This is a genomic window from Bacillus sp. SRI_025, from assembly GCF_057592095.1.
This window is the reverse complement of record NZ_JBYEGB010000002.1, coordinates 596,734-618,133: the sequence shown is the minus strand read 5'-3', so window position 1 is coordinate 618,133 and position 21,400 is coordinate 596,734. Positions and strand designations below refer to the sequence as shown.

The 21,400-nt window shown below is 42.7% G+C and carries 20 protein-coding genes and 1 other annotated feature; of the genes, 6 read left to right on the top strand and 14 right to left on the bottom strand.

Annotation, left to right across the window (positions count from 1 at the left end):
• The first annotated feature begins 22 nt into the window (after positions 1 to 22).
• Positions 23 to 1,258: an MDR family MFS transporter gene (locus tag AC20OE_RS08135; RefSeq protein ID WP_039179728.1), complete on the top strand. Its 1,236-nt coding sequence runs from the start codon at positions 23 to 25 to the stop codon at positions 1,256 to 1,258.
• Between the two features lie 33 nt (positions 1,259 to 1,291).
• On the opposite strand, the gene coaA is transcribed toward AC20OE_RS08135, so the two are convergent.
• The gene (coaA, locus tag AC20OE_RS08130) at positions 1,292 to 2,251 is read right to left on the bottom strand and encodes a type I pantothenate kinase (RefSeq protein WP_039179731.1); all 960 of its coding nucleotides are present in this window, start codon (positions 2,249 to 2,251) and stop codon (positions 1,292 to 1,294) included.
• Between the two features lie 188 nt (positions 2,252 to 2,439).
• On the opposite strand from coaA, the gene AC20OE_RS08125 reads away from it, so the two are divergent.
• A complete protein-coding gene (locus AC20OE_RS08125; protein ID WP_099663351.1) occupies positions 2,440 to 3,768 on the top strand; it encodes a CoA-disulfide reductase in 1,329 nt (442 codons plus the stop codon).
• A gap of 61 nt (positions 3,769 to 3,829) precedes the next feature.
• Here AC20OE_RS08125 and AC20OE_RS08120 read toward each other — a convergent pair whose 3' ends face one another.
• Positions 3,830 to 4,606: an SDR family NAD(P)-dependent oxidoreductase gene (locus AC20OE_RS08120; protein WP_058837997.1), complete on the bottom strand. Its 777-nt coding sequence runs from the start codon at positions 4,604 to 4,606 to the stop codon at positions 3,830 to 3,832.
• Positions 4,607 to 4,618: 12 nt separating this feature from the next.
• A complete protein-coding gene (locus AC20OE_RS08115; protein WP_064497568.1) occupies positions 4,619 to 5,569 on the bottom strand; it encodes an MBL fold metallo-hydrolase in 951 nt (316 codons plus the stop codon).
• 167 nt (positions 5,570 to 5,736) lie between these two features.
• Positions 5,737 to 5,948: a binding site (T-box leader), on the top strand.
• 41 nt (positions 5,949 to 5,989) lie between these two features.
• Between AC20OE_RS08115 and proC the strand changes: the two genes are divergently transcribed.
• Positions 5,990 to 6,817 carry a pyrroline-5-carboxylate reductase gene (proC, locus tag AC20OE_RS08110; protein ID WP_099663350.1) on the top strand — a complete coding sequence of 276 codons (828 nt, stop codon included), beginning with the start codon at positions 5,990 to 5,992 and terminating at the stop codon, positions 6,815 to 6,817.
• Positions 6,818 to 6,851: 34 nt separating this feature from the next.
• Here the strand turns inward: proC and AC20OE_RS08105 are convergent, their stop codons facing one another.
• Positions 6,852 to 7,331 carry a DinB family protein gene (locus AC20OE_RS08105; RefSeq protein ID WP_487268790.1) on the bottom strand — a complete coding sequence of 160 codons (480 nt, stop codon included), beginning with the start codon at positions 7,329 to 7,331 and terminating at the stop codon, positions 6,852 to 6,854.
• Positions 7,332 to 7,460: 129 nt separating this feature from the next.
• Positions 7,461 to 9,074: a M20/M25/M40 family metallo-hydrolase gene (locus AC20OE_RS08100; RefSeq protein WP_487268789.1), complete on the bottom strand. Its 1,614-nt coding sequence runs from the start codon at positions 9,072 to 9,074 to the stop codon at positions 7,461 to 7,463.
• A 140-nt stretch (positions 9,075 to 9,214) separates the two neighbouring features.
• On the opposite strand from AC20OE_RS08100, the gene namA reads away from it, so the two are divergent.
• Both namA and AC20OE_RS08090 read left to right on the top strand, forming a co-directional pair.
• A complete protein-coding gene (namA, locus tag AC20OE_RS08095) occupies positions 9,215 to 10,231 on the top strand; it encodes an NADPH dehydrogenase NamA (protein WP_082700865.1) in 1,017 nt (338 codons plus the stop codon).
• Between the two features lie 120 nt (positions 10,232 to 10,351).
• On the top strand, positions 10,352 to 11,116 hold the full coding sequence (locus AC20OE_RS08090) for an alpha/beta fold hydrolase (protein WP_024422899.1): 765 nt from the start codon (positions 10,352 to 10,354) through the stop codon (positions 11,114 to 11,116).
• A 46-nt stretch (positions 11,117 to 11,162) separates the two neighbouring features.
• On the opposite strand, the gene AC20OE_RS08085 is transcribed toward AC20OE_RS08090, so the two are convergent.
• The gene (locus AC20OE_RS08085; protein WP_099663348.1) at positions 11,163 to 12,470 is read right to left on the bottom strand and encodes an aspartate aminotransferase type Ic; all 1,308 of its coding nucleotides are present in this window, start codon (positions 12,468 to 12,470) and stop codon (positions 11,163 to 11,165) included.
• 139 nt (positions 12,471 to 12,609) lie between these two features.
• Positions 12,610 to 13,539 (bottom strand): ribonuclease Z, encoded by a 930-nt coding sequence (gene rnz, locus AC20OE_RS08080; RefSeq protein WP_487268788.1) that lies wholly within the window; start codon positions 13,537 to 13,539, stop codon positions 12,610 to 12,612.
• Positions 13,540 to 13,760: 221 nt separating this feature from the next.
• Between rnz and zwf the strand changes: the two genes are divergently transcribed.
• Positions 13,761 to 15,236, top strand: a complete 1,476-nt coding sequence (gene zwf / locus AC20OE_RS08075; RefSeq protein ID WP_047202253.1) for a glucose-6-phosphate dehydrogenase — start codon at positions 13,761 to 13,763, stop codon at positions 15,234 to 15,236.
• Between the two features lie 47 nt (positions 15,237 to 15,283).
• Here zwf and AC20OE_RS08070 read toward each other — a convergent pair whose 3' ends face one another.
• From AC20OE_RS08070 to AC20OE_RS08040, 7 genes are all read right to left on the bottom strand, one after another.
• On the bottom strand, positions 15,284 to 16,006 hold the full coding sequence (locus AC20OE_RS08070; protein WP_024428032.1) for a GntR family transcriptional regulator: 723 nt from the start codon (positions 16,004 to 16,006) through the stop codon (positions 15,284 to 15,286).
• 190 nt (positions 16,007 to 16,196) lie between these two features.
• Positions 16,197 to 17,603 carry a glycoside hydrolase family 1 protein gene (locus AC20OE_RS08065; protein WP_099663346.1) on the bottom strand — a complete coding sequence of 469 codons (1,407 nt, stop codon included), beginning with the start codon at positions 17,601 to 17,603 and terminating at the stop codon, positions 16,197 to 16,199.
• Positions 17,587 to 18,933, bottom strand: coding sequence for a PTS cellobiose transporter subunit IIC (gene celB / locus AC20OE_RS08060; protein ID WP_041086060.1), 1,347 nt, complete (start codon positions 18,931 to 18,933; stop codon positions 17,587 to 17,589). Before celB ends, AC20OE_RS08065 begins: the two co-directional genes overlap by 17 nt.
• A gap of 26 nt (positions 18,934 to 18,959) precedes the next feature.
• Complete coding sequence (locus tag AC20OE_RS08055) at positions 18,960 to 19,292, bottom strand: PTS sugar transporter subunit IIA (protein ID WP_041086062.1); 333 nt, start codon at positions 19,290 to 19,292, stop codon at positions 18,960 to 18,962.
• Between the two features lie 3 nt (positions 19,293 to 19,295).
• Positions 19,296 to 19,607, bottom strand: a complete 312-nt coding sequence (locus tag AC20OE_RS08050; protein ID WP_041086064.1) for a PTS sugar transporter subunit IIB — start codon at positions 19,605 to 19,607, stop codon at positions 19,296 to 19,298.
• 136 nt (positions 19,608 to 19,743) lie between these two features.
• Positions 19,744 to 20,529, bottom strand: coding sequence for a glucose 1-dehydrogenase (locus tag AC20OE_RS08045; protein ID WP_039179773.1), 786 nt, complete (start codon positions 20,527 to 20,529; stop codon positions 19,744 to 19,746).
• A gap of 12 nt (positions 20,530 to 20,541) precedes the next feature.
• Positions 20,542 to 21,390 (bottom strand): GRP family sugar transporter, encoded by an 849-nt coding sequence (locus AC20OE_RS08040; protein ID WP_059374856.1) that lies wholly within the window; start codon positions 21,388 to 21,390, stop codon positions 20,542 to 20,544.
• Between the last annotated feature and the right edge of the window lie 10 nt (positions 21,391 to 21,400).

Below are 21,400 nucleotides of genomic sequence, written 5' to 3'. Positions count from 1 at the left end.
TAACACTCAGGGGAGAAACAGCATGAAAAATAATTTACGTACTTTACATCCACTTAGTTGGACGATCATCATCGGCACCATATTCGGCCGAATGGCGACGTCCATGAGCATTCCTTTTTTGGCCGTTTATTTGACACAAGTCAAAGGGGCTTCAGCTTCTTCAGCTGGGTTAATCATTGCCGTCAGCTCCCTTATTGGGATCGTTGCGAGTTTTTACGGCGGCTATGTTTCTGACCGAATCGGCAGAAAAAAAGTCATGCTTCTATCCATCTTCGGCTGGTCATTTGTCTTTGTTGGCTTTGCATTTGCAGATGCCATTTGGGTCTTCTTCCTCATGAACGCTTTAAATGGACTGTGCCGGGCACTGTTTGAACCGACGTCTAAGGCACTCTTATCTGATGTCACCCCATCAAGTATTCGGTTATTTGTTTTTAATTTACGGTATACGGCCATTAATATTGGTGTAATCTTCGGCCCGCTGCTTGGCTTATATCTCGGATCATCGAAAACAACGTTTCCATTTCTTGTCGCTGCCTTCATTTATTTGTTATACGGATTAACACTGGCCTGGCAATTTCAAAAACATCCAGTTGCTGCTCCAGAAAGCACGAAACAAATCAGCGTCAAAAAAGCCCTTTCCATTATTCAAAAAGATACGGTCTTTAGCATCATCCTCATCGGCGTTACCTTATGTTCGTTCGGGTATTCGCATTTAAGCTCAACACTGCCTCAATACTTATCAGCGTCACCTATGATTGAGGATGGTCCTAAACTGTTTGGATATCTTTTGTCTTTAAATGCAGTAGTTGTCATTGTCGTACAATACCCGCTCATCATGATTGCGAAGCGCTACTCCACCATTTTGTCGCTGACCACTGGGAATATTCTCCTTGCCGGCAGTTTGTTTGCCATTGCTTTTTCACAGAGTCTCGGCATGCTTGCTTTCATCATTGTCGTGTTTACGATTGGCGAGGTTCTGCTGTTTGCGATGATGGATCTTTTTGTAGACAATATTGCAAAGCCTGAAGTGAAGGGATCTTACTTTGGTGCGATGGGATTTTCTCAGCTCGGCAGCGTCATCGGACCATTTGTCGGCGGACTGTGCATTGACTATTTTGGCGCAGCCCATCCCCTCTCCATTTTTACGGTCTTATCGATGATCACCATTGCAGGCGTTCCATTCTTACTCATAGGATATTACCGTTTAAAAAAGCGATCGGCGGCGGCCGTAGCTGTTAAAGTAAGTGGAGATCATTAAAAAAACCGCTCTCTCGTTTGAGCGGTTTTTTCTTTATACCCGGCGGATGGCGATCTCTTCCACCTTGTGCTGATCACCTTTTTTCAAAATGAGATCAGCTCGATATTTTGTCGGCAAAATATTTTGATATAAATTAGGCCGATTCACGGTATTCCAAATCGTGCTTGCCATCTGATCTGCCTCTTCATCCGTCAAATCTTTATATTGATGAAAGAAGGATTCAGGGTCTTGGAAGGCTGTTTCCCTTAGTAAACGAAACCGTTCTTTATACCATAATTGAATTTGCGTTTCAGCGGCGTCTACATAAATCGAAAAATCAAAGAAATCTGATACAAACACACGCGGTTCATCCTTCAGATCATCCAGCGCTGGTGATTGGAGCACATTGATTCCTTCAATAATGACAATATCTGCATCCTCTACTGTTTCATACACTCCTTCTAGCCGGTCATAGGTCAGATGCGAATATACCGGGGCATGCACAGTTTGTTTACCTGATTTTAATTCATTTAAAAAAGACAGCAGGGCTTTGACATCGTAGCTTTCTGGAAATCCCTTCTTTTCCATCAGCCCTCGATCCTTTAATTCTTTTTGAGGATATAAAAAGCCATCTGTTGTCACAAGACTTACCTTCAGCCCATCTCCAAGCCTCGATAAAAGCGTTTCAATGATACGAGCCGTTGTGCTTTTCCCAACAGCTACACTTCCAGCAATCCCAATTAAAAAGGGAATTTTGGCATGATGCGGGTAGTTTAAAAAGGCATTCACATGCTGGTTTTTTTGTTTTTCTGCAAAGACATGTAATGTCAGAAAACGAATAAGCGGTATGTAAATATCTCGAACTTCTTCGAGCGATAAATAGTCATTTAGCCCTTGCAGCGCTCTCGCTTCCTCTTCTGAAACAGATACCGGCATATATTCTCCAAGAGCGGCCCAGGCCTCTCTCGTATGGCGCGTGTATAACGTATTAAAATCTAGTCGCGTGTCACTCAAAGTCTTTCCCACCAATCTTCACTAAACTCGTAACCCAAAAAGACGATAATCCGATTGTAGCTTAAAATGAAGGCGCTGTCTTTATTTTTCAACTAAAGTTTGCTTCTTTTGCAAAAAAAAGCATTAAAAAAAAGGATATGAGGGTAAATAAGAGTATTCAGTATGATAGATAGAAGGGAGCACACCAAATGAAATATGTGATGATTGGCGGAGATGCAGCTGGAATGAGCTGCGCGATGCAAATATATAGAGAGGATCCAAATGCACACATTGTTGCTTTTGAGAAAGGAGAGATTTTCTCATATGGACAGTGTGGACTCCCCTACTTGATCGGCGGTCTCATTGATCATCACAGAAAGCTGATCGCACGCAGTGCTGAAACTTTTCGTGAGAAATATGGAATTGACGCCAGATGCTTACACGAAGTGACCTCCATTGACCCAGAGCAAAAAACAGTGTCGGGTCATCATACAAAAACAAAAGAACCTTTTACAGAAAGCTATGACCGTCTTTTAATTGCAACAGGAGCAAGCCCTGTCACACTGGATTTAGACACTCAGCCATTAGAAGGCGTACACGTATTAAAAACCATCCCGCATGCGCTGTCCATTTTGAACCATTTAAAAAAGGACATCACACATGTCACCATCATTGGCGGTGGATATATCGGCCTTGAAATGGCTGAAAATTTAAAAGCGCTCGGAAAAAACGTACATATCATTCAGCGGGGAGCAGCACTCGGCCCGGGCTTTGACTCCGATATGGCAAAATATCTTAAAGACGAGGCTGACGCCAAGGGTATTCACGTATCGCTTGGAGAAACGGTAGAGCAATTAGAAGGCAAGTCACATGTTACAGCTGTTATCACAGACAAACAAACCATTCAAACAGATATGGTCATCATGGCCATCGGCGTCACTCCCCAAACCTCCTTTTTACATCGTACCGGTATCAAGCGTCTTCAAAATGGCGCTATTGCAGTAAATCAATACATGCAAACCAATATAAAAGACATTTATGCTGCTGGTGATTGCGCGGCGACCTATCACCGCATCAAAAAATCACTGGATTATATTCCGCTTGGCACAACTGCGAATAAACAAGGGAGAATCGCAGGCTTTCATATGACAGGAACAAACCGGGCGTTTCAAGGCGTGACTGGAACAGCCATCATGAAATTTATGGATTTGACAGCAGGAAGAACAGGCTTATCAGAAAAAGAAGCAAAAGCAGCGGACATTCCTTTCTCCGTGATCACCATTGATAGTACGGATCACGCAGGGTATTACCCAGATACGCAGAAAATGAAAGTGAAACTAATCTACAGAAGCGATGACCATACCTTGCTTGGTGCCCAAATCATCGGCAGAAACGGTGTAGATAAACGGATCGATATCGTGGCGGCTGCCCTTTACCAAGAGCTGACTATAACAGATCTTGAAGATTTAGATATTAGCTATGCACCGCCCTTTAACAGTGTATGGGACCCGCTTCAGCAAGCGGCAAGACGGATATAGAAAGTGGCGCAATGAAGCCTGATCAAAAAAAGAAACCAGTTCAAAACCGGTTTCTTTTTTGTTACTTTTTCATCAACGCTTTGCGTGCTGCTTTTTCAAATAAAAATGGGAATAACTGATACAATTTGCTGCCAGCGTTCATCCACCCGGGCAGATTAATCTCTCTCTTTTTCGTCATCATGGCAGATACGACTTTGCCTGCCACCTTGTCCGCACTCAGCATCATAAAATCAACGTTCTTCACATACTCACCGCTGCGGTCAGCGATGGTAAAGAAATCTGTGGCAATCGGTCCTGGATTGACTGTCGTCACGTGAATGCCTGAGTCTGCCAGCTCCATTCTAAGGCTGTTTGAAAATCCAAGAACGGCATGCTTTGATGCGGAATAAATGGCTGATTTGGGCGTCGCAACCTTTCCTGCCTGGGATGCGATATTGATAATATGTCCCTGCCCTCTTTGCTTCATCTCAGGGATGACCTTTTTCGTACAGGCGATTAAGCCAAACACATTGACCTCAAACATCGACACCATTTCTTCGATGGACGCATCTTCGACGAGATCAAATACACCAAAACCGGCATTGTTGACCAAAATATCGACCGGCCCCACTTCTTCATACGCGCGATCAATGTCATCGAGCTGGCTGACATCAAGCTGGGCGATGTGACACACCCCGCCAGCGCTCATAATTTTTTCTTTCACATCTGTAAGCTTTTCTGTTCGTCTTGCTGAAATAATGATTTCTGCGCCTTCTTCTGCTGCCAAGTACGCCATTTTTTCACCAATGCCCCCAGATGCGCCTGTAATCCAAATTCTCTTTCCTGTCAATCGCCCCATACGTTTCACTCCTTAGTTTGCCCTGTAATAGACGATTCCGTCTTTTTCTACTTCTTCAATTTGCCCAGCCGCTAAGAGCACATCAAGCTGACCGACTGTCTCTGACATCGTTAAAAATAAGGCCTCTTCATATAGCACTGGAAATAGCTTACGGCAAAGATGAAAGGCTGTCATTTCTTTTTGTTTGAGCAGCTGATACATTGTGTTTGCCCGTTTTTCTTGTTTCTTAAATCTTTCTTCGATCAATTCATGGTGAGCCGTGATGAGCTGACCGTGTCCTGGATAAATCGTCTTGATTGGCAGACGCAATAACCGATTGAGTGATGTTTTATATTGAAGCAGTGATTTTTGACGTTCCTCACCTTCATCCGGTGCTTCCATTAACGGATTTGAGGAAATGGTCGTCAAAAGCAGGTCGCCGCCAATAAAATTCCCCGTTCTTTCGTCTAGAAAGGAAAGGTGAGACTGTGCGTGTCCGGGTGTTTCCATTACAAAGAAGTGTTCATGCCCGCTTAAACGATCACCTTCTTTTATGACCTCATCCACATGTGAAATACAAGAATATGTATAAGATTGCTTCACCATTTTTTCACACTCATTTTGTCGAAGCGGCACACCTAACTGCTGAAAAAAAGGAACCATAAAGTCCACTTGGCGCTGCTTAAACACTGGATCCTGACTAATATACGGCTCATTTAGCTGGTGCCCGATCACACGGACATGAGGTTTCATCAAATTCAATAGACCGACATGATCTGCATGATGATGGGTCAGCACCACTTGATCAATATCGTCTATCGATAAACGATGTTCCTTTAGTTGGGTGACAAAGGCATGCTCTGCCTCTTCTGTCATCGGCCCGCAATCTACTAAGGTTACGGCCTCTCCTTTTAATACATATGCATGCACATCCCCAACGGCAAACGGCGTCGGGATGGATAATTGAATGATGTCTTCTTTCACTTTTATATGTCATCTCCTGCTTTTTGACTCATGATTGTGGGACTCAGTCTTCTTACTTCATTGTATCTTGCAAAAGGCAGACTGTCATGCGGTTTAGATGGGCAATTTTTTTAACTGCCCCTATTGACATAAACTTGTCCATCGTTGCATAATGAACAACAAATATATGATGCGCGATGACAAGGATTAGTAAGCAAAATAATGATGCAAGAGAGTGAGGTCCGCCGGCTGTAAGACTTCACCATCCTCTTATTTGCTGAACCTGCCCTTTGAGCTGTTAGGCAAACCTAAACGTTTCCCGCGTTAAGGGACTAGAGCTGAGTATGCATGTTTGCATGCTAATTGAGGGTGGTACCGCGAAAAACCTTTCGTCCTTTTCAGGCGAGAGGTTTTTTTATTTTCTACAAGGAGGAGCAGCTTATGAGTAAAATTGGATTTATCGGTGCAGGCTCGATGGCAGAGTCTATGATCAAAGGTTTATTAAAAAGCGGCATGATGTCGAATGAAGATATCATTGTCACAAACAAAACGAATGAAAAACGATTAGAGGAATTACAGGCGCGATATGGGGTCAAAACGGATTTCGCTCGCTCCTTTATTTATGAAGAAGCGGATATTCTCGTTTTTGCCTTAAAACCGAAGGATGCAGAAAGCGGAATTTCTGAAGTCCAGCCTCATTTACATGGCCAGCTGATCATTTCGATTTTAGCGGGTATTTCCATTGAAACGATTCAACACTACGCTGGCGGCAATAGTGCAGTCGTTCGTGCGATGCCAAATACATCAGCGGCAATTCAGCAGTCAGCAACAGGTATTGCCGTAAGTCGTGAAGTTACTGAAAAGCAAAAGAAAAAGGCCGTCGAACTGTTTGAAACAATCGGGCACGTCACCGTATTAGATGAATCACAGTTAAATGCGGTGACAGCCATCGCAGGCAGCGGCCCTGCCTTCATTTATCATTTGATTGAAGGAATGGAGCGAGGTGCTTCGGAACTTGGAATGGACCAAGCAACTGCAAAATTACTCATTTGCCAAATGATTGCAGGCGCCGCCAATATGCTTCAAGACAGCGGAAAAGAACCTGCCGAACTGCGCAAAGAAATCACAAGTGAAGGCGGAACAACAGAAGCCGGCCTGAACACACTGGCTGCCTATCAATTTGAAGAGGCCGTTGTCGATTGTGTCAAAACAGCCACTAAACGCGCAGCAGAATTAAACGAAATGTTTTCAGCAAGCACGTATAAATGAATTTGAAAGCACCTGTTTTGATGCGGGTGCTTTTTCACTGCCTCATTGACATGATGGCTTTGATTTGATCCAGATGATGTTGTTCATGTAAAGCGATGGTTTCAGCTAATATTTGAACGGTCATCAGTCCTTCTTCCGGATGCAGGCCTGATTGTTCCCATATATCTTTTTCTAATAGCCTAAGCGTGTTGTTTCGTCTCTCTTTCATCCGTTTGATCAATGCTTTGATCTCCTCTGCGTTATACCATTCATACGCTCTTTCTTTCACATACATTTCAGGATTATACGATTGAAAGGGCGTTTGATCATCTGATATCGCCTGCTCTATCCGCTCTAACCATACTTCTTCTGTGTCATACAAATGCCCGGCGAGCTGCTTGATTGACCACTTCCCCTCCCCCAAAGATTGATCCAGTGTGTTATCATCACAAGCCTCCACTAGCTTCTCAAGTTCACGCATACTTTCCTGAAGCGATGTGATGATGTCTGTTTTTGTTAATATCCCAGTTTCCATTTAATGTTCTTACCCCCTACAAATAATTGTAAGTCTTCATCAATATCATACTCTATTTATCTAAGTGGAAAGATCGTTTATTTAAAAATAGAAGCCCTATCATCAAGATAGAGCTCTTCACACATCTACTTACTTTTTCTCTAATAAAGCATGAATCGTTGATTCTAGTAATTCTGGCAAAATGCCAAAAGAGAACGGGACGTGCAGCCGTTCTGTCCATTTGTGCGGGTCCTTTCCTAATGGACCCACGTTGATGACTGGAACGTAAAGGGCTTCCTTTTCTCCTTGCGGTAAAGAATAGCCCTTTTGGTAAAGCGGCATATTGGTCGTGTAATGACCTACCTCCTGCTTTTCGAGCTGTAAGTAACTTAAATCAGACAATCCCGGGAAATATTTCACTTCCTCTACTTCAAGTCCGTACACCTCTTTTGCCTCTTCTTGAATCTTCTTGAATGTCTTCTGAATATGCGGATCTTCTGTTGAGGACACAGAAGGGTAAAATGGCGGACTATAAAATAGAACAATCAGCGGTCCTTCTTCCTTACAAAGCGTCGTCAGCTCCGAGACAATTTTCGTTGAAAAATCACGATCTCCAAGCTCACCCCGGTTGGCAAAGGCATAGTTGACAATGCGCTCAACCTCCTGTTCATCAGAGCGTTCTGCGGCCTTTTGATACAGCTCGTGATACGTGAGTACCGTAACCCGGGTGTCAATTGGTGTAAAGTGTTTGAATCGCTGAAAGTCAGCTGTTTTTTGCTGAAGATTGGCCTCGATTTGGTCTGCTGCTTGTTTCGCAGTATCATAGAGAAGGCCGTGCAGTTCTTCACTTGAACGTTTCATCATGAGCACATTAAATAAAGATACGGCTGTGTGAGGTGTTTGAACGGAATAGGCTTCTTTCAAGTCCTTTTGCATTAAGTTCGTTGGGGGCGGAGTTACTTCACCATCTACTTCCTCACAATAATCACTATTGAGCTCTAACAGCCGGTTTAGTTCAGATACCATAAAATTCGCATTTAAACCTGAGAATGGCTCTCCTACATGCGTTTCAATCCCTTTACAGAAAAATCCGGCTAATACCTTTCCTATACTGCCTGTATACATATAATGATGTTCATCCCCTGGATACTTTTCAAACATGGGCTCACTGTTTAAACACACGGTATAGTCAAGGTCATGCTTTTCTTTAAGCTCCTTTAGTTTCGGGACAGCCTCAAGCATTCCTTGTGAATTCACTTCTTCATCAGGAACTGTGACAAGCAGGACATTTCCATCAAATGTTTCTGTCATCGCTCTTTCCAGCATAGAAAGCTGCACGGTGAGCCCTGCTTTCATATCCATGGCCCCTCTCCCAAACAGCCAGTCGCCTGAAGCAAGGTCCTCTCTTGCCCTCTTTGGAAGAAGCGCAATTTTTTGCGAAAAGGATGCCATTAACTCTTCAGGCTTGCATGCCATGTTTTGAAATTCGCCGTAATCTTCTGTATCAACTACATCAAAGTGACTAAGAAGCAGCACGGTACGCCGCAGCGTACTGCGCTTCACAAGTGCCGTTAAATAATACCGGCCATCTTTCATCGGATGCAAAGCCAAATGATCAGGGTTCTGCTCAAAATAAGGCCGTTCCCTTAGCAAATAATATAAGTATTCCGCTAACGCGACTTCTCCTGTTGTACCTGATATGCTTTCATATTGCATAAGAGCTGTCAGGAGCTCCTTTAGTTCACTCTCTGTTTGCCATTTCATCCGTTCTCCCCCTTTGATGTCTCTATCTCTCCATTATACAAAAACGTGTATAAAAGCTATATTCTTTGAGCACCTTTTATGACGAAAGTTTGAATGGCTGTTATAATCGGCTATACAATTCCATGAGGAGGCGAAGGTATTTGGAAACAAAACTCTTTTCACCTTGGACATTAAAAGGTGTTACACTGAAAAACCGCATCGTGATGTCCCCGATGTGTATGTATTCATCTTATGACCGTGATGGGAAATTACAGCCTTTCCACTTCACACATTATATTTCCCGTGCACAAGGTCAGGCTGGCCTCATTATGGTGGAAGCAAGTGCTGTATCTCCTGAGGGAAGAATTAGTGATCACGACCTCGGTATTTGGAGCGATGAGCACATTGAAGGTTTCGCTTCATTAAACGAACAAATCAAATCATACGGAACGAAGACAGCCATCCAGCTAGCCCATGCAGGCCGTAAAGCGGAACTTGATGGGGACATCCTTGCACCATCAAGCATTCCATTTGATGAAACATCTAAAACCCCTGTCGAGATGTCTGGTGATCAAATCAAAGATACCGTTCAGGCGTTTCAGGATGCAGCTGTACGGGCAAAAAAAGCGGGCTTTGACATCATTGAAATTCATGGTGCACATGGCTATTTAATCAATGAATTTCTTTCACCGCTTGCGAACCACCGATCAGACGACTATGGCGGTTCACCAGAAAACCGCTATCGTTTCTTAAGAGAAGTCGTAGACGCAGTCAACGCCGTATGGGACGGACCTTTATTTGTCCGTGTGTCGGCTTCTGATTACACAACAAAAGGACTTGATATTGCAGATTATATTGGGATTGCCACTTGGCTCAAAGAGCAAGGTGTCGACTTAATTGATGTCAGCTCAGGTGCTGTCGTACAGGCGAAAATCAACACATTCCCCGGCTACCAAGTAACATTCGCAGAGAAAATAAAAGAAGGGGCCGGCATTCAAACAGCTGCTGTCGGTCTGATCACATCTGGTGTACAGGCAGAGGAGATTTTACAAAATCAGCGTGCGGATTTGATCTTTATTGGCAGAGAATTTTTACGGGATCCATACTTCCCGAAAACAGCTGCTCAAGAGCTCCGTACATCCATCGAAAGCCCGCGTCAATATGATCGCGCTTGGTAAAAGCTCTTAGGAAAAAAGGTGTCTATTTTTCGAAATAGGCATCTTTTTTGTTTTTAAGAGAAACATATCTGCCTTTTGTGCCGTCTTTTAGCTAAAGAACCACTTAGAGGAGATGGAAGAATGAATTCGGCAATGATTGAAAAAATGTATCATATAGATGGACACCATTTTTATACAAAACATCGTCAAGGCAAAAGGCAAGCCACGATTATCTTTGAAGCTGGCTACGGCATTTCTAGTGATACGTGGTCGAATATGGCCCGTGATATTGACCCAGAGCTTGGGGTTTTCTTATACGACCGTTTAGGAAATGGAAAGAGCAGTGAGAGCGGTGAAGGAAGAACCTTGCATGACCTCGCTGATGATTTAGATGCGCTGCTGAAAGAAGCCAATATTCAGCCGCCATTTCTCATCGTCGCTCACTCATTCGGCTCTCTTGTCAGCCGGCTATGGGCAAGCCGAAGAGGAGATGATGTCATCGGCATGGTGCTGCTAGACCCAGCAAGTGAGGAACAAGAGCAGGTGATCCTGCCGCTTTTATCAAAGGAAGAACGCACTTCATATATGGCGCAATTTACAGCAGAATGTACGCATGAGGACTTTCAGCAAATGCTAAGCACAATCAAAGAGGAGCAAACCCATTATGGGATGATGCCGCTTCTTGTCATTTCATCAGGTAAGAGCCGATTGTTTCATCCAGCGCATGAAGCTTGGCTCAGACTTCATAAACGCATGCTGTCTTTGTCATCTCAAAGCGGATGGATTCAAGCGCAGAACAGCTCGCACTATATTCATCATGATGAACCGCATATTGTACAGCTTGCCATCTATGATGTATGGTGCGCAGCCAAACAACCTGTCTCCTATTATCAAACTGCTAATTAAAACGAAAAACTCCTTGACCCGTTATGAGTCAAGGAGTTTCTTTTATTTATGCCGTTGGAGCAGATTGGCTTTTTTCAGAAAGCAGCTTTTCAATGCTGACAAGCTGAACACATAATGTAAAGATGTCAATCGCTTGCTCTAGTTCTTCAAGAGCCGGGAATGTTGGTGCAATGCGAATGTTACGATCAAGCGGATCTTTTCCATATGGATATGTTGCACCTGCACCTGTCATTGTGACACCTGCTTCTTTAGCTTTTTGCACAACCGCTTTTGCACAATGATCAAGTGTATTTAAACTAATGAAATATCCGCCATTTGGCTTGTGCCATTCAGCGATATCTTTTCCGCCAAGTTTTTCGTCAAGAATGGAAAGAACGAGGTCAAATTTTGGCTTAATGATCGCTGCATGCTTTTTCATATGTTCCTTCAAACCTTCTGGATTCTGGAAGAAACGAAGATGTCTAAGTTGATTGATTTTGTCAGGTCCGATCGTTTGAATCGATAATTGCTTTTGAGTAAAGCTCACATTGTCCGGGCTAGATGCCATCAGTGCAACACCTGAGCCTGGGAATGTAATTTTAGACGTAGACGCAAACATAAACACACGGTTCGGGTATCCTGCCTCTTCAACTGCTTGAAAAATATCTTTTAACGTATCAGGTGTATCCGTTAGATGGTGGACTGCATATGCATCATCCCAAAAAATGCGGAAGTCGTCTGCTTTTGTTTTCATTGAGGCTAAGCGGTCAACGACTTCATCTGAATACGTAATGCCGTCTGGATTGCTATATTTCGGTACACACCAAATGCCTTTAATTGCTTCATCTTCTGCGACCAATTTTTCTACCTGATCCATATCAGGTCCATCAGCCTTCATATCGATCGTGATCATCTCTATGTTAAATAGCTCACAAATGGCAAAATGACGGTCATACCCTGGGCTTGGTGCAAGGAATTTTACCTTTGGCAGCTCTCCCCAAGGTGTTTTGCTGTCACATACGCCGTGAGTCATCGCACGTGCAATGGTATCATGCATCATATTCAGGCTTGAGTTACCGCCGATGATGATTTGTTCAGGCTTTAAATTAAGAACATCTGCAAAAAATTTCTTCGTTTCAGGAAGGCCTGTCAAGCCGCCATAGTTTCGCACATCTGTGCCATCTTCAGCTGTCATTGCATCCTTTGATGTCACAACATCGAGCATGCCCATAGACAAATCGAGCTGTTTTGGTGAAGGCTTCCCTCTAGACATGTCTAAGTGCAAGTTTTTACTTTTGTAAGTTTCATACTCATTTTGTAGTGCCACATATAGGTCATTCAATTCTGCTTCACTTAATGCTGTAAAACCGCTCATCTTTGATTGTGCCTCCCGTATTCTTCATAGTTTAATTCGTCATTTGTTTTTTCTTCACCATTTTACCACTACCTGAAAAAGAGCGTCATCATAAATATCAAAAAAATCACACAACTTTTTTTGACGATTCATCCAATTTTTACAGGGTGCGTTCAATGGGGAAAGAAGAGAAATCATGTGCAGCTTCTGTCAGCGGGAATATATCGCGGGCTTCTTTCAACAGTTGTTTCAGTGCCTCTTCTCCTTGGTAACGTGCACTTATATGGGTCAAAATGAGCCTTTTTGCGCCTGCTTCCTGTGCTGTTTTCGCTGCTTGTTCTGTTGTGCTGTGATAATAATTGTAGGCTAAATCTGCATCTTCTTTACCGAATGTTGCTTCATGGACTAACACATCCGCATTTTTGGCAAGCCTTGTTATATTCTCGCACAAACGGGTATCTCCTGAAAATGCAACGATTCTCCCTTTTTTAGGGGGTTCTAAATAATCGGTTCCATCGATGGTTCTTCCATCTTCGAGTGTCACGGTTTCCCCATTTTTCAACTTCTGATACAAAGGTCCAGGTTTTACACCGATTTCTTTTAGGTCTTCGGCTTTTAATGAACCAGGCAGATCTTTTTCCACAACCCGGTAGCCGTAAGCTGGAATCCCGTGAGAGACTCTTCTTGCTTCTACTTGAAAGGTATCATCTTCAAATACGATCCCTTCTTCTATTTCTATGATATGCAGCGGATATGTCAAATGCGTTTGCGAGGCTGAAAGTGATGCGTTTACAAAGGCCTTGATGCCCTTTGGTCCATAGATCGTCAATTCATCCTCCCCGCCTTGAAAGGATCTGCTGCCAAGAAGTCCCGGAAGGCCATATACATGATCTCCGTGCATATGTGTGATAAATATTTTCTCGATCTTTCTCGGTTTAATCGTTGTATGTAAGATTTGGTGCTGTGTTGCTTCTCCGCAATCAAAAAGCCACACTGCATTTCGTTCTTCTAAAAGCTTTAGCGCTGTGCAAGTGACGTTTCTTGTTTTTGCAGGAATGCCTGCACCTGTTCCTAAAAAGAGCAGTTCCATTACTTTTCCTCCTAAAGCCGGTATACAATATCTTCATTCATATAGAATACATGAAGACAAGGTAAATGTGAATTCAGCGGAATTTTTGAAAAAAGTGAAACGAGAGCAGAAAAAGTCGAATCAAATGTTTGCTTTACGAACAATGAACCTTTAAAATAAAGAAAATGTACATACATTCTCGGTTTTTACAACAATGCTACGAATAAAGTGAGGTACTTCTCGTGAATACAGAAACTAATAACCCTAAAGCAGTCATTGTCATTTTTGGCGCAACAGGAGACCTTGCCAAACGCAAGCTCTACCCTTCTATACATAGACTTTATCATAGCGGAAAGCTCGGTGATCAATTCGCTGTTGTCGGAGTTGGACGCCGTCCGTGGTCTCATGAGGACCTCAGATCTGTGGTAAAGGAATCTGTTTCTTCTGATGATGCAGAAGCGAAAACAGAAGAGTTCATTTCACATTTCTATTATCACGATTTTGACGTATCAAGCCCTGCTTCCTATCAATCACTTAACACGCTTCTAACAGGCCTTGAAGATACGTACAGTATTCCAAATAACCGCATGTTCTATTTAGCTATGGCACCGGAATTCTTCGGAACGATCGCGAAGTTCCTAAAGAGTGAGGGCGTATCAGAAACAACCGGCTGGTCACGTCTTGTCATTGAAAAGCCATTTGGGCATGATCTGCCAAGTGCGAAAACATTAAATGAAGAAATTCGTGATGCATTCACAGAAGATCAAATTTATCGTATTGACCACTATCTTGGTAAACAAATGGTTCAAAACATTGAGGTTATCCGTTTTGCGAATGCCATCTTTGAACCGCTTTGGACAAACCGCTATATCTCAAACATTCAAATTACATCCAGTGAATCATTGGGGGTTGAAGACAGGGCTCGATATTATGAGAATTCTGGTGCACTAAGAGATATGGTCCAAAACCATATGCTTCAAATGGTTGCCCTTTTAGCAATGGAGCCGCCAATTAAACTAAATACAGAGGAAATCCGCAGCGAAAAACGAAAAGTATTGCGCGCTCTTCGTCCTTTCTCTAAAGATGAGGTCGATCAATTCTTTGTCCGCGGACAGTATGATACGGGTACGATTGATGGCAGCGAGGTTCCTTCTTATCTGAAAGAGCAAAATGTTGACCCGAACTCAAACACAGAAACATTTGTGGCAGGGAAGCTGCTGATTGATAACTTTAGATGGGCCGGGGTGCCATTTTACATTCGGACAGGGAAACGGTTAGAAAAGAAATCTACTCAAATCGTGGTTCAATTTAAAGACATTCCAATGAACCTGTACTATGGTAACGGAAATGCCATGCATCCAAACCTCCTTGTCATTCATATTCAGCCAGATGAAGGCATCACCCTTCACCTGAATGCTCGCAAGCTGGATGGCGGCACGTATGCGAAACCGATTAAACTCGACTACCAGACAAACTATAACGACATCATGAATACACCAGAAGCATATGAAAAACTGATTCATGACTGCTTACTAGGCGATGCAACAAACTTTGCTCACTGGGATGAAGTAGCACTTTCTTGGAACTTCGTTGATCCGATTTCTGAGAAATGGGCAGAAAACAAAACATTAAAACCAAACTATCCTGCTGGTTCTATGGGACCGAAAGAAGCGGATGAGCTTCTAGAAAAAGATGGATATCATTGGTGGAACATATAAAATTAAATAAAAAAAGAGCAGTCTCCCTCGGGGGTTCTGCTCTTTTTTTAACGTCCTGTTTTCGTGATTTCAACCGTTGAAAAGTCAAATTTATCATAGCGATGATGGCTAAATGAATATTCAAATGGCTGCCCTGCGTTTAAATAAGCAACCTGCTCGACTTCAAGCACAGGATCTGTTGGGTCACACCCTAAATACTGCTGATCCAGCTGATCTGATTTAGCCGCTCTAATTTTCTTGTGCGCTCCTGCTATTTTTAAATGAAGCTCATTTGAAATATAGCCATAGATAGAACCCAGTAGAACTTCTTCATCTATGCCCTTAATGAGATTGACAGGCATAAACGTTTTTTCTAATACATAAGGCTCTTCATCCACAAGACGGAGCCGGATGATATCATAAACAGGTGTGGTTGAGTCAATAGATAGATGGGCTGCCACCTCTTCGCTTGGAAAATGGACATCAAAGTGAATGATTTGAGTCGTGACGTTTTTATCCGCCATGACTTTTGTGAACCCTTTATTTTCATGGCCTGATACATTGATGGCCCCTTGATTGAGCGCTGCCTTCACAATAAATGTACCGTGGCCTCTTTTTCTAAAGAGCAGACCTTCTGCAACGAGAAGATCAAGCGCACGCTTCATCGTCATTCTGCTGCATTGAAATTCAGCGGCAAGCGAGTTTTCATCTGGAATGGGTTGATCTTCTGGATAATATGCTGTTCCTATTCGTTTTCTGATTTCTTCTGAAATGAGTTCGTACTTCTTCATCTCACACCACCAACTGACTTGTTTTTTCATAGCACCTTATTTCAAGAAGGAATATGGCGTTTTTTTAGCCTTCTTCTCATTCTACACTAAGGGATGTGAGCTTAAAAGATGCCAGCCATTTTTGTTTCATCCACTTACCGTCACATAAGAAAAATACTTGCCCTTTTCAAGGAAAGAGCAAGTATTTTGATTAAAAACCGTTATTCTTTGAAACTGATTGAAACCAGTATCCACTCTTCTTAATCGTTCGTTTCCCGTCTTTTTGAAGATCAACTGAGACAAATCCATAACGATTTTTATATGCATTCGACCAGGACCAGTTGTCCATAAATGTCCACAGATGATAACCTTTCACATTGCTTCCTTCTTGAATGGCTTGATGCACCCATTTGAGGTGCTCAGATATAAAGTCAATACGGTAATCGTCATGAATCATTCCTTCTTCATCCTTAAACCGCTCTTCTCCTTCGACACCCATTCCATTTTCAGAAATAAAGCATTCGATATTATCATAGTCTGTCTGGACTTTTTTCAATATATCGTAAATGCCCTTTTCATAGATTTCCCAGCCTCGATACACATTCATTTTTCTTCCCGGCATTTCAAAAGAATCAAAGTAATGGTTCGGCATAAATGGTGCTTGAGGATGCGGCATATGCTCTTTCGCTTTCACTCTTCTTGGCTGATAATAGTTGATGCCAAGAAGATCAATCGTATTCTCTTGAATCAGCTCAAGATCCCCTTCTTCCATACTTGGCATAAAGCCTTCTTTCTTTAAGACTTCTACTAGTTTTTCCGGGAAATGTCCTTTCACCGCAGGATCTAAGAAGGAGCGGTTAAAGAAAGCATCGGCCATCTCAGCTGCTTCTACATCACTCGGATTCTGGCTTCGCGGGTACGAAGGGGTCAGGTTTAAGATGATGCCAATCTTACCGTCTTGCTGCAGCTCTTTATAAGCCGCAATCGCCTTCGCATTTGATAAAAGTTCATGAAAACCGACCTGCACAGCCTTTTGGAAATCGACTTCGTTTGGATAATGAAAGCTATACATATATCCGCCTTCTACAGGGACAATCGGTTCGTTATGGGTAAACCATTTTTTCACCCGGTCACCAAATAATTGGAAGCATAATGTCGCATAGCTGACATAATCGTCGACCACCTGTCTGTTCACCCAGCCGCCTTTCTCCTGCAGCGCCATTGGCATATCGAAATGGTATAGGTTCACAAATGGCTCGATATCATGTGCAATCAGTTCATTGATCACATCATTATAAAAGGACACCGCTTCTTCATTGACTGCACCTGTTCCTTCAGGTAAAAGGCGTGACCATGAAATCGACAGCCGAAATGAATTGTGGCCAATTTCTTTCATTAGACGGATATCTTCTTTATATTTTCGATAAAATTGAGATGTCACGTTCGGCCCTACGCCATCAAAAAAACGAGTAGGCTCTTGTTCAAACCAATGATCCCAAATGTTCGGTCCTTTTCCATCACCAGGGACGCTCCCTTCCGTTTGCGTCGCAGAAGCAGAAGATCCCCACCAGAAACCTTCTGGAAATGTATATGATTGCTTGTTAGTTTCCATCGACATGTATTGAGTCTCCTTCACCTTTGATGTTTGCTGTCTTCGTATTTTCTGTTGTCGTTATTTTTTCATTTTTCACATTCATCCGGTCAATAAATTTCAGGAACGGGAACCAAATGACAAACACAATCATCAGGTTAAACAACTGAAGCAGACCGCCAGCTAGTGAATTTGTCGCCATCATTCCGCTAATAAAGATCGGTACTGTCCACGGTATATTCACGCCTGTAGGCGGCGGTACAATGCCTGATGCCATAGCAAAATAAGTAATACATGTAATGACCATTGGCGCCAAAATCCACGGAATCAGAATAAGCGGATTCATGACAATTGGTAAACCGAAGATAATCGGTTCATTGACGTTAAATAATCCTGGTCCTAAGCCGAGCTTGGCTACTTGTTTTAATTGCTTACTTTTCAGGAAAATTAAAATGGTAAACACAACAGCAAGCGTCATACCGGTTCCACCCATTCCAACCGTATAGATTTCAATAAACTGCTTGCTGATGATATTAGGAACCTCACCTGTTTTTGTATAGCTCTCTAGGTTTTGAATGGATAATGTATTCCAAATCGGATCCATGACAGAGTTGATAATAATTTGACCGTGAAGCCCAAAGAACCAAAGAATTTGTATAAAGAAAACAGCGATCAACGTCGGAATGATACCGCTTCCAAGACCGACAAGTGGCGCCTGAATTGCATGATAAATCAGATCATGCATATTTGTTTTGAAGCCTTGTGTAATGATGATATTAATTAATAAAAAGGTTGTAAGTGTCAAAGTAGCCGGGATCAGTGCAGCAAAAGACTTGGAAACAGCTGGCGGAACCCCTTGCGGCATATTGATCACAAATTTCTTCTGGACAAAATAACGATAAATTTCAGCAGATAAAAAGCCTGTGATCATTCCTAGGAACATCCCCTTTGCACCTAAACGATCGACTGGGATGACGCCTGCAATCGTTGCACCGCCTTCTTGTTCTAGTAAAAACGGAGTCAGAAGCAAGAAAGAGGCTAAAGCAATCACGCCGCCAAAGACAGCTTCTACATCATAGCTTTTTGATAAATAGTAGCCGATCCCAAATACAACAAACACACTCATAATGCTGATGGTTGCACTCGGTGCGATATTCAGTGCAGACTGGACGCCTTCCAGTACGGTTTTACTCATGATTTTATCTAAAAATGGCAAATTCATCAGCACAACCATAATGGAACCAAAGATGGTGAGCGGGAACGCAAGCATAAAGGCATCCCGTAATACGCCTAAATAGCGGTTGTTGTTCAATCTCCCAGCAATCGGAACCAAAATGGCACTTATTTTATCAAACATTGGTTTCCCCCCCTTGTTTACACCCTTTATTGTTTCAGCGATTGGAATATCGGCAGGAGCTCTCCCACAAGCTCCTTGATGGTAATAGTCGACATTAAGTGATCCTCGGCGTGCATGAGCAGTAAGGAAAAGGATGTTGTTTCTCCTCCTGCCTCCTTCTGCACGAGTTGAAAATGGATGTCATGTGCATGCCGTAAATCTTCTTCCGCTTCTTTCATGAGACCAAAAGCCTGTTCTTCTAGACCTTCTCGATATTGTTTAAGAGCCTCGAGCAATTTGCTGCGTGCATTCCCGCTGTGTAAGATCAATTGAAAGCTGACTTGTTCCTCCGTGAGCCCTTCGAGTGTTTTCTTTTCCATCCTTTAAGATTCCCCCATCAGTGTAAGTGCCTGTTCATACGCTTTTTGTCCATCGGCAAGCCCGTATGCCTGCATATCAATGACTTCTACCTCAATCCCGTATTTTTTTGCTTCTTTTTGAAGGTCTCCTTTTAAAAAGCTCATTTGCGGTCCGATTAACACAACATCCGCATTCGCCATTTCTTTTCTCGCTTGATCTTGCCCAACTGCCCAAATTTCTGCTTCGTCCCCAATTGAATCGGCATGTGCTTTCATCTTTGTCACTAGTAAACTCGTAGACATTCCTGAACTGCATGCTAATAAAATACGTTTCATTTCTCTCACCCCATTGTTGTAATAAAAGCGCTTCCAATTAATATTATATATTTTTATTTTTAAATGTCTAGACATTTAATTTTATTTGTCTGTATTTAATATAAAAAAAGAGCGTATTGTACGCTCTTTTTTTATATTATCCTTTTCCTGCCTGAAAACCTGGATACTTTGTCATGCCGCCGTCTACATATAACGTTAGGCCCGTAACATAGCTTGCTTCTTTTGATGCCAGCCAGACAGCGCATGCTGCCACTTCTTCCGGCTTTCCAATATAGCCGATTGGAATCAGCTCAATTACGCCTTTTTTCAAGGCCGGATCATCGAATTTCTCCGCATTAATCGGGGTATCAATGGCGCCTGGTGCAATACTGTTTACACGGATTTTTTTAGGGGCATATTCAAGCGCCAATGTTTCTGTCAAAAGCTTGGCGCCTCCTTTACTAGCTGCATAATGGACAAAATGAGGCCAAGGAATTTGCTGATGAACAGACGACATATTAATGATCGAGCCTTCTATCCCATGATCCGTCATATACTTTAGTGCATCACGGCATCCTAGAAACATACCTGTTAAATTGGTAGACATCACTTTGTTCCAATTATCCAGCGTCATTTCGGTGGAAGGCACTTCATTTTCAATGCCTGCGTTATTGATCATCACATCAAGGCTGCCGAATGTATCAACAGCTTTATTAATCATTGCTTGCATATCCTCTTCCTTTGATACATCTCCTTTGATTTTCACAGCCTGTCCGCCATGTTTTTGAATTTCTGCAATGGTGTCATCCGGATTTTCTTTATCAGAAAAGTAATTGATCACCACATTGGCTTTTTCTTGTCCAAATCGGCGTGCCATCGCTTGACCAATTCCTGTACCTGCGCCTGTAATCAGAACTGTTTTTCCTTCTAAATCTGGATACATTCGTGTTACCTCCTATTTTGTAAAGCCTAGCAGCACACCGCCTGCAATAATCATCAAGCAGCCTGCAATGACAAAGCTTGTTCTAGATGCTTTCTCTTTTAATAAGTAAATGCCGCCTAGTGTTGAGATGACAATCCCTGTTTGTGACATTGAAAAGCTTACGGCTACGCCAATTAATGGAATGGCCAAAAGCAGCCCAAGATTTCCTGTTGACCAAATAAGACCGGCAATGATATTTCTAAACGTATATTTACTAAATGGATCCTGCTTTAAACTAATCGCTAAGGATGAAAGAAGCATGCCGACAGATTGCGGGACGAGTGCAGACCAGCCATCAATATCAAACCATCTTAAAATGACAACATATCCGACGTAGCCGACGGTGGATATGAGTAGAATAATGATCCCTTTTTTAAAATTGCCTCTGCCATTCTCGCCGCCATTCTTTTTTTGACCGAGCGATGTCATGACAACACCTGCAATGATCAGTAAAATGGCGCAGGAACCAATGAGTATGACAGTCATTGTCTGCCATTCTTTGAAGACCATGACGCCAAATAGGGTCGTGCTCACAAGCTGCATGCCCGTTGATAAAGGAACCGCTTTAGACACGCCAAGAAAAGCGACACTTGAAAGCTGATTCATTTGTCCAATACTCCAAAAGATGCCTGAAATGACGGAAACCGCAAATATAAGCGGTGTCAGCTCTGGCATTTTGATGAAAAAAGCTACAATCGAAAATAAAAACGCGCCGAGCGTAATGCCGAGGGTTTGCTGATACGCATTCCCGCCTAGTTTGACACTGATGAGAACAATACTTCCCCAAAATATCGCTGGGAGAAGTGCATATAAGATGCCCACTTCTATCCCT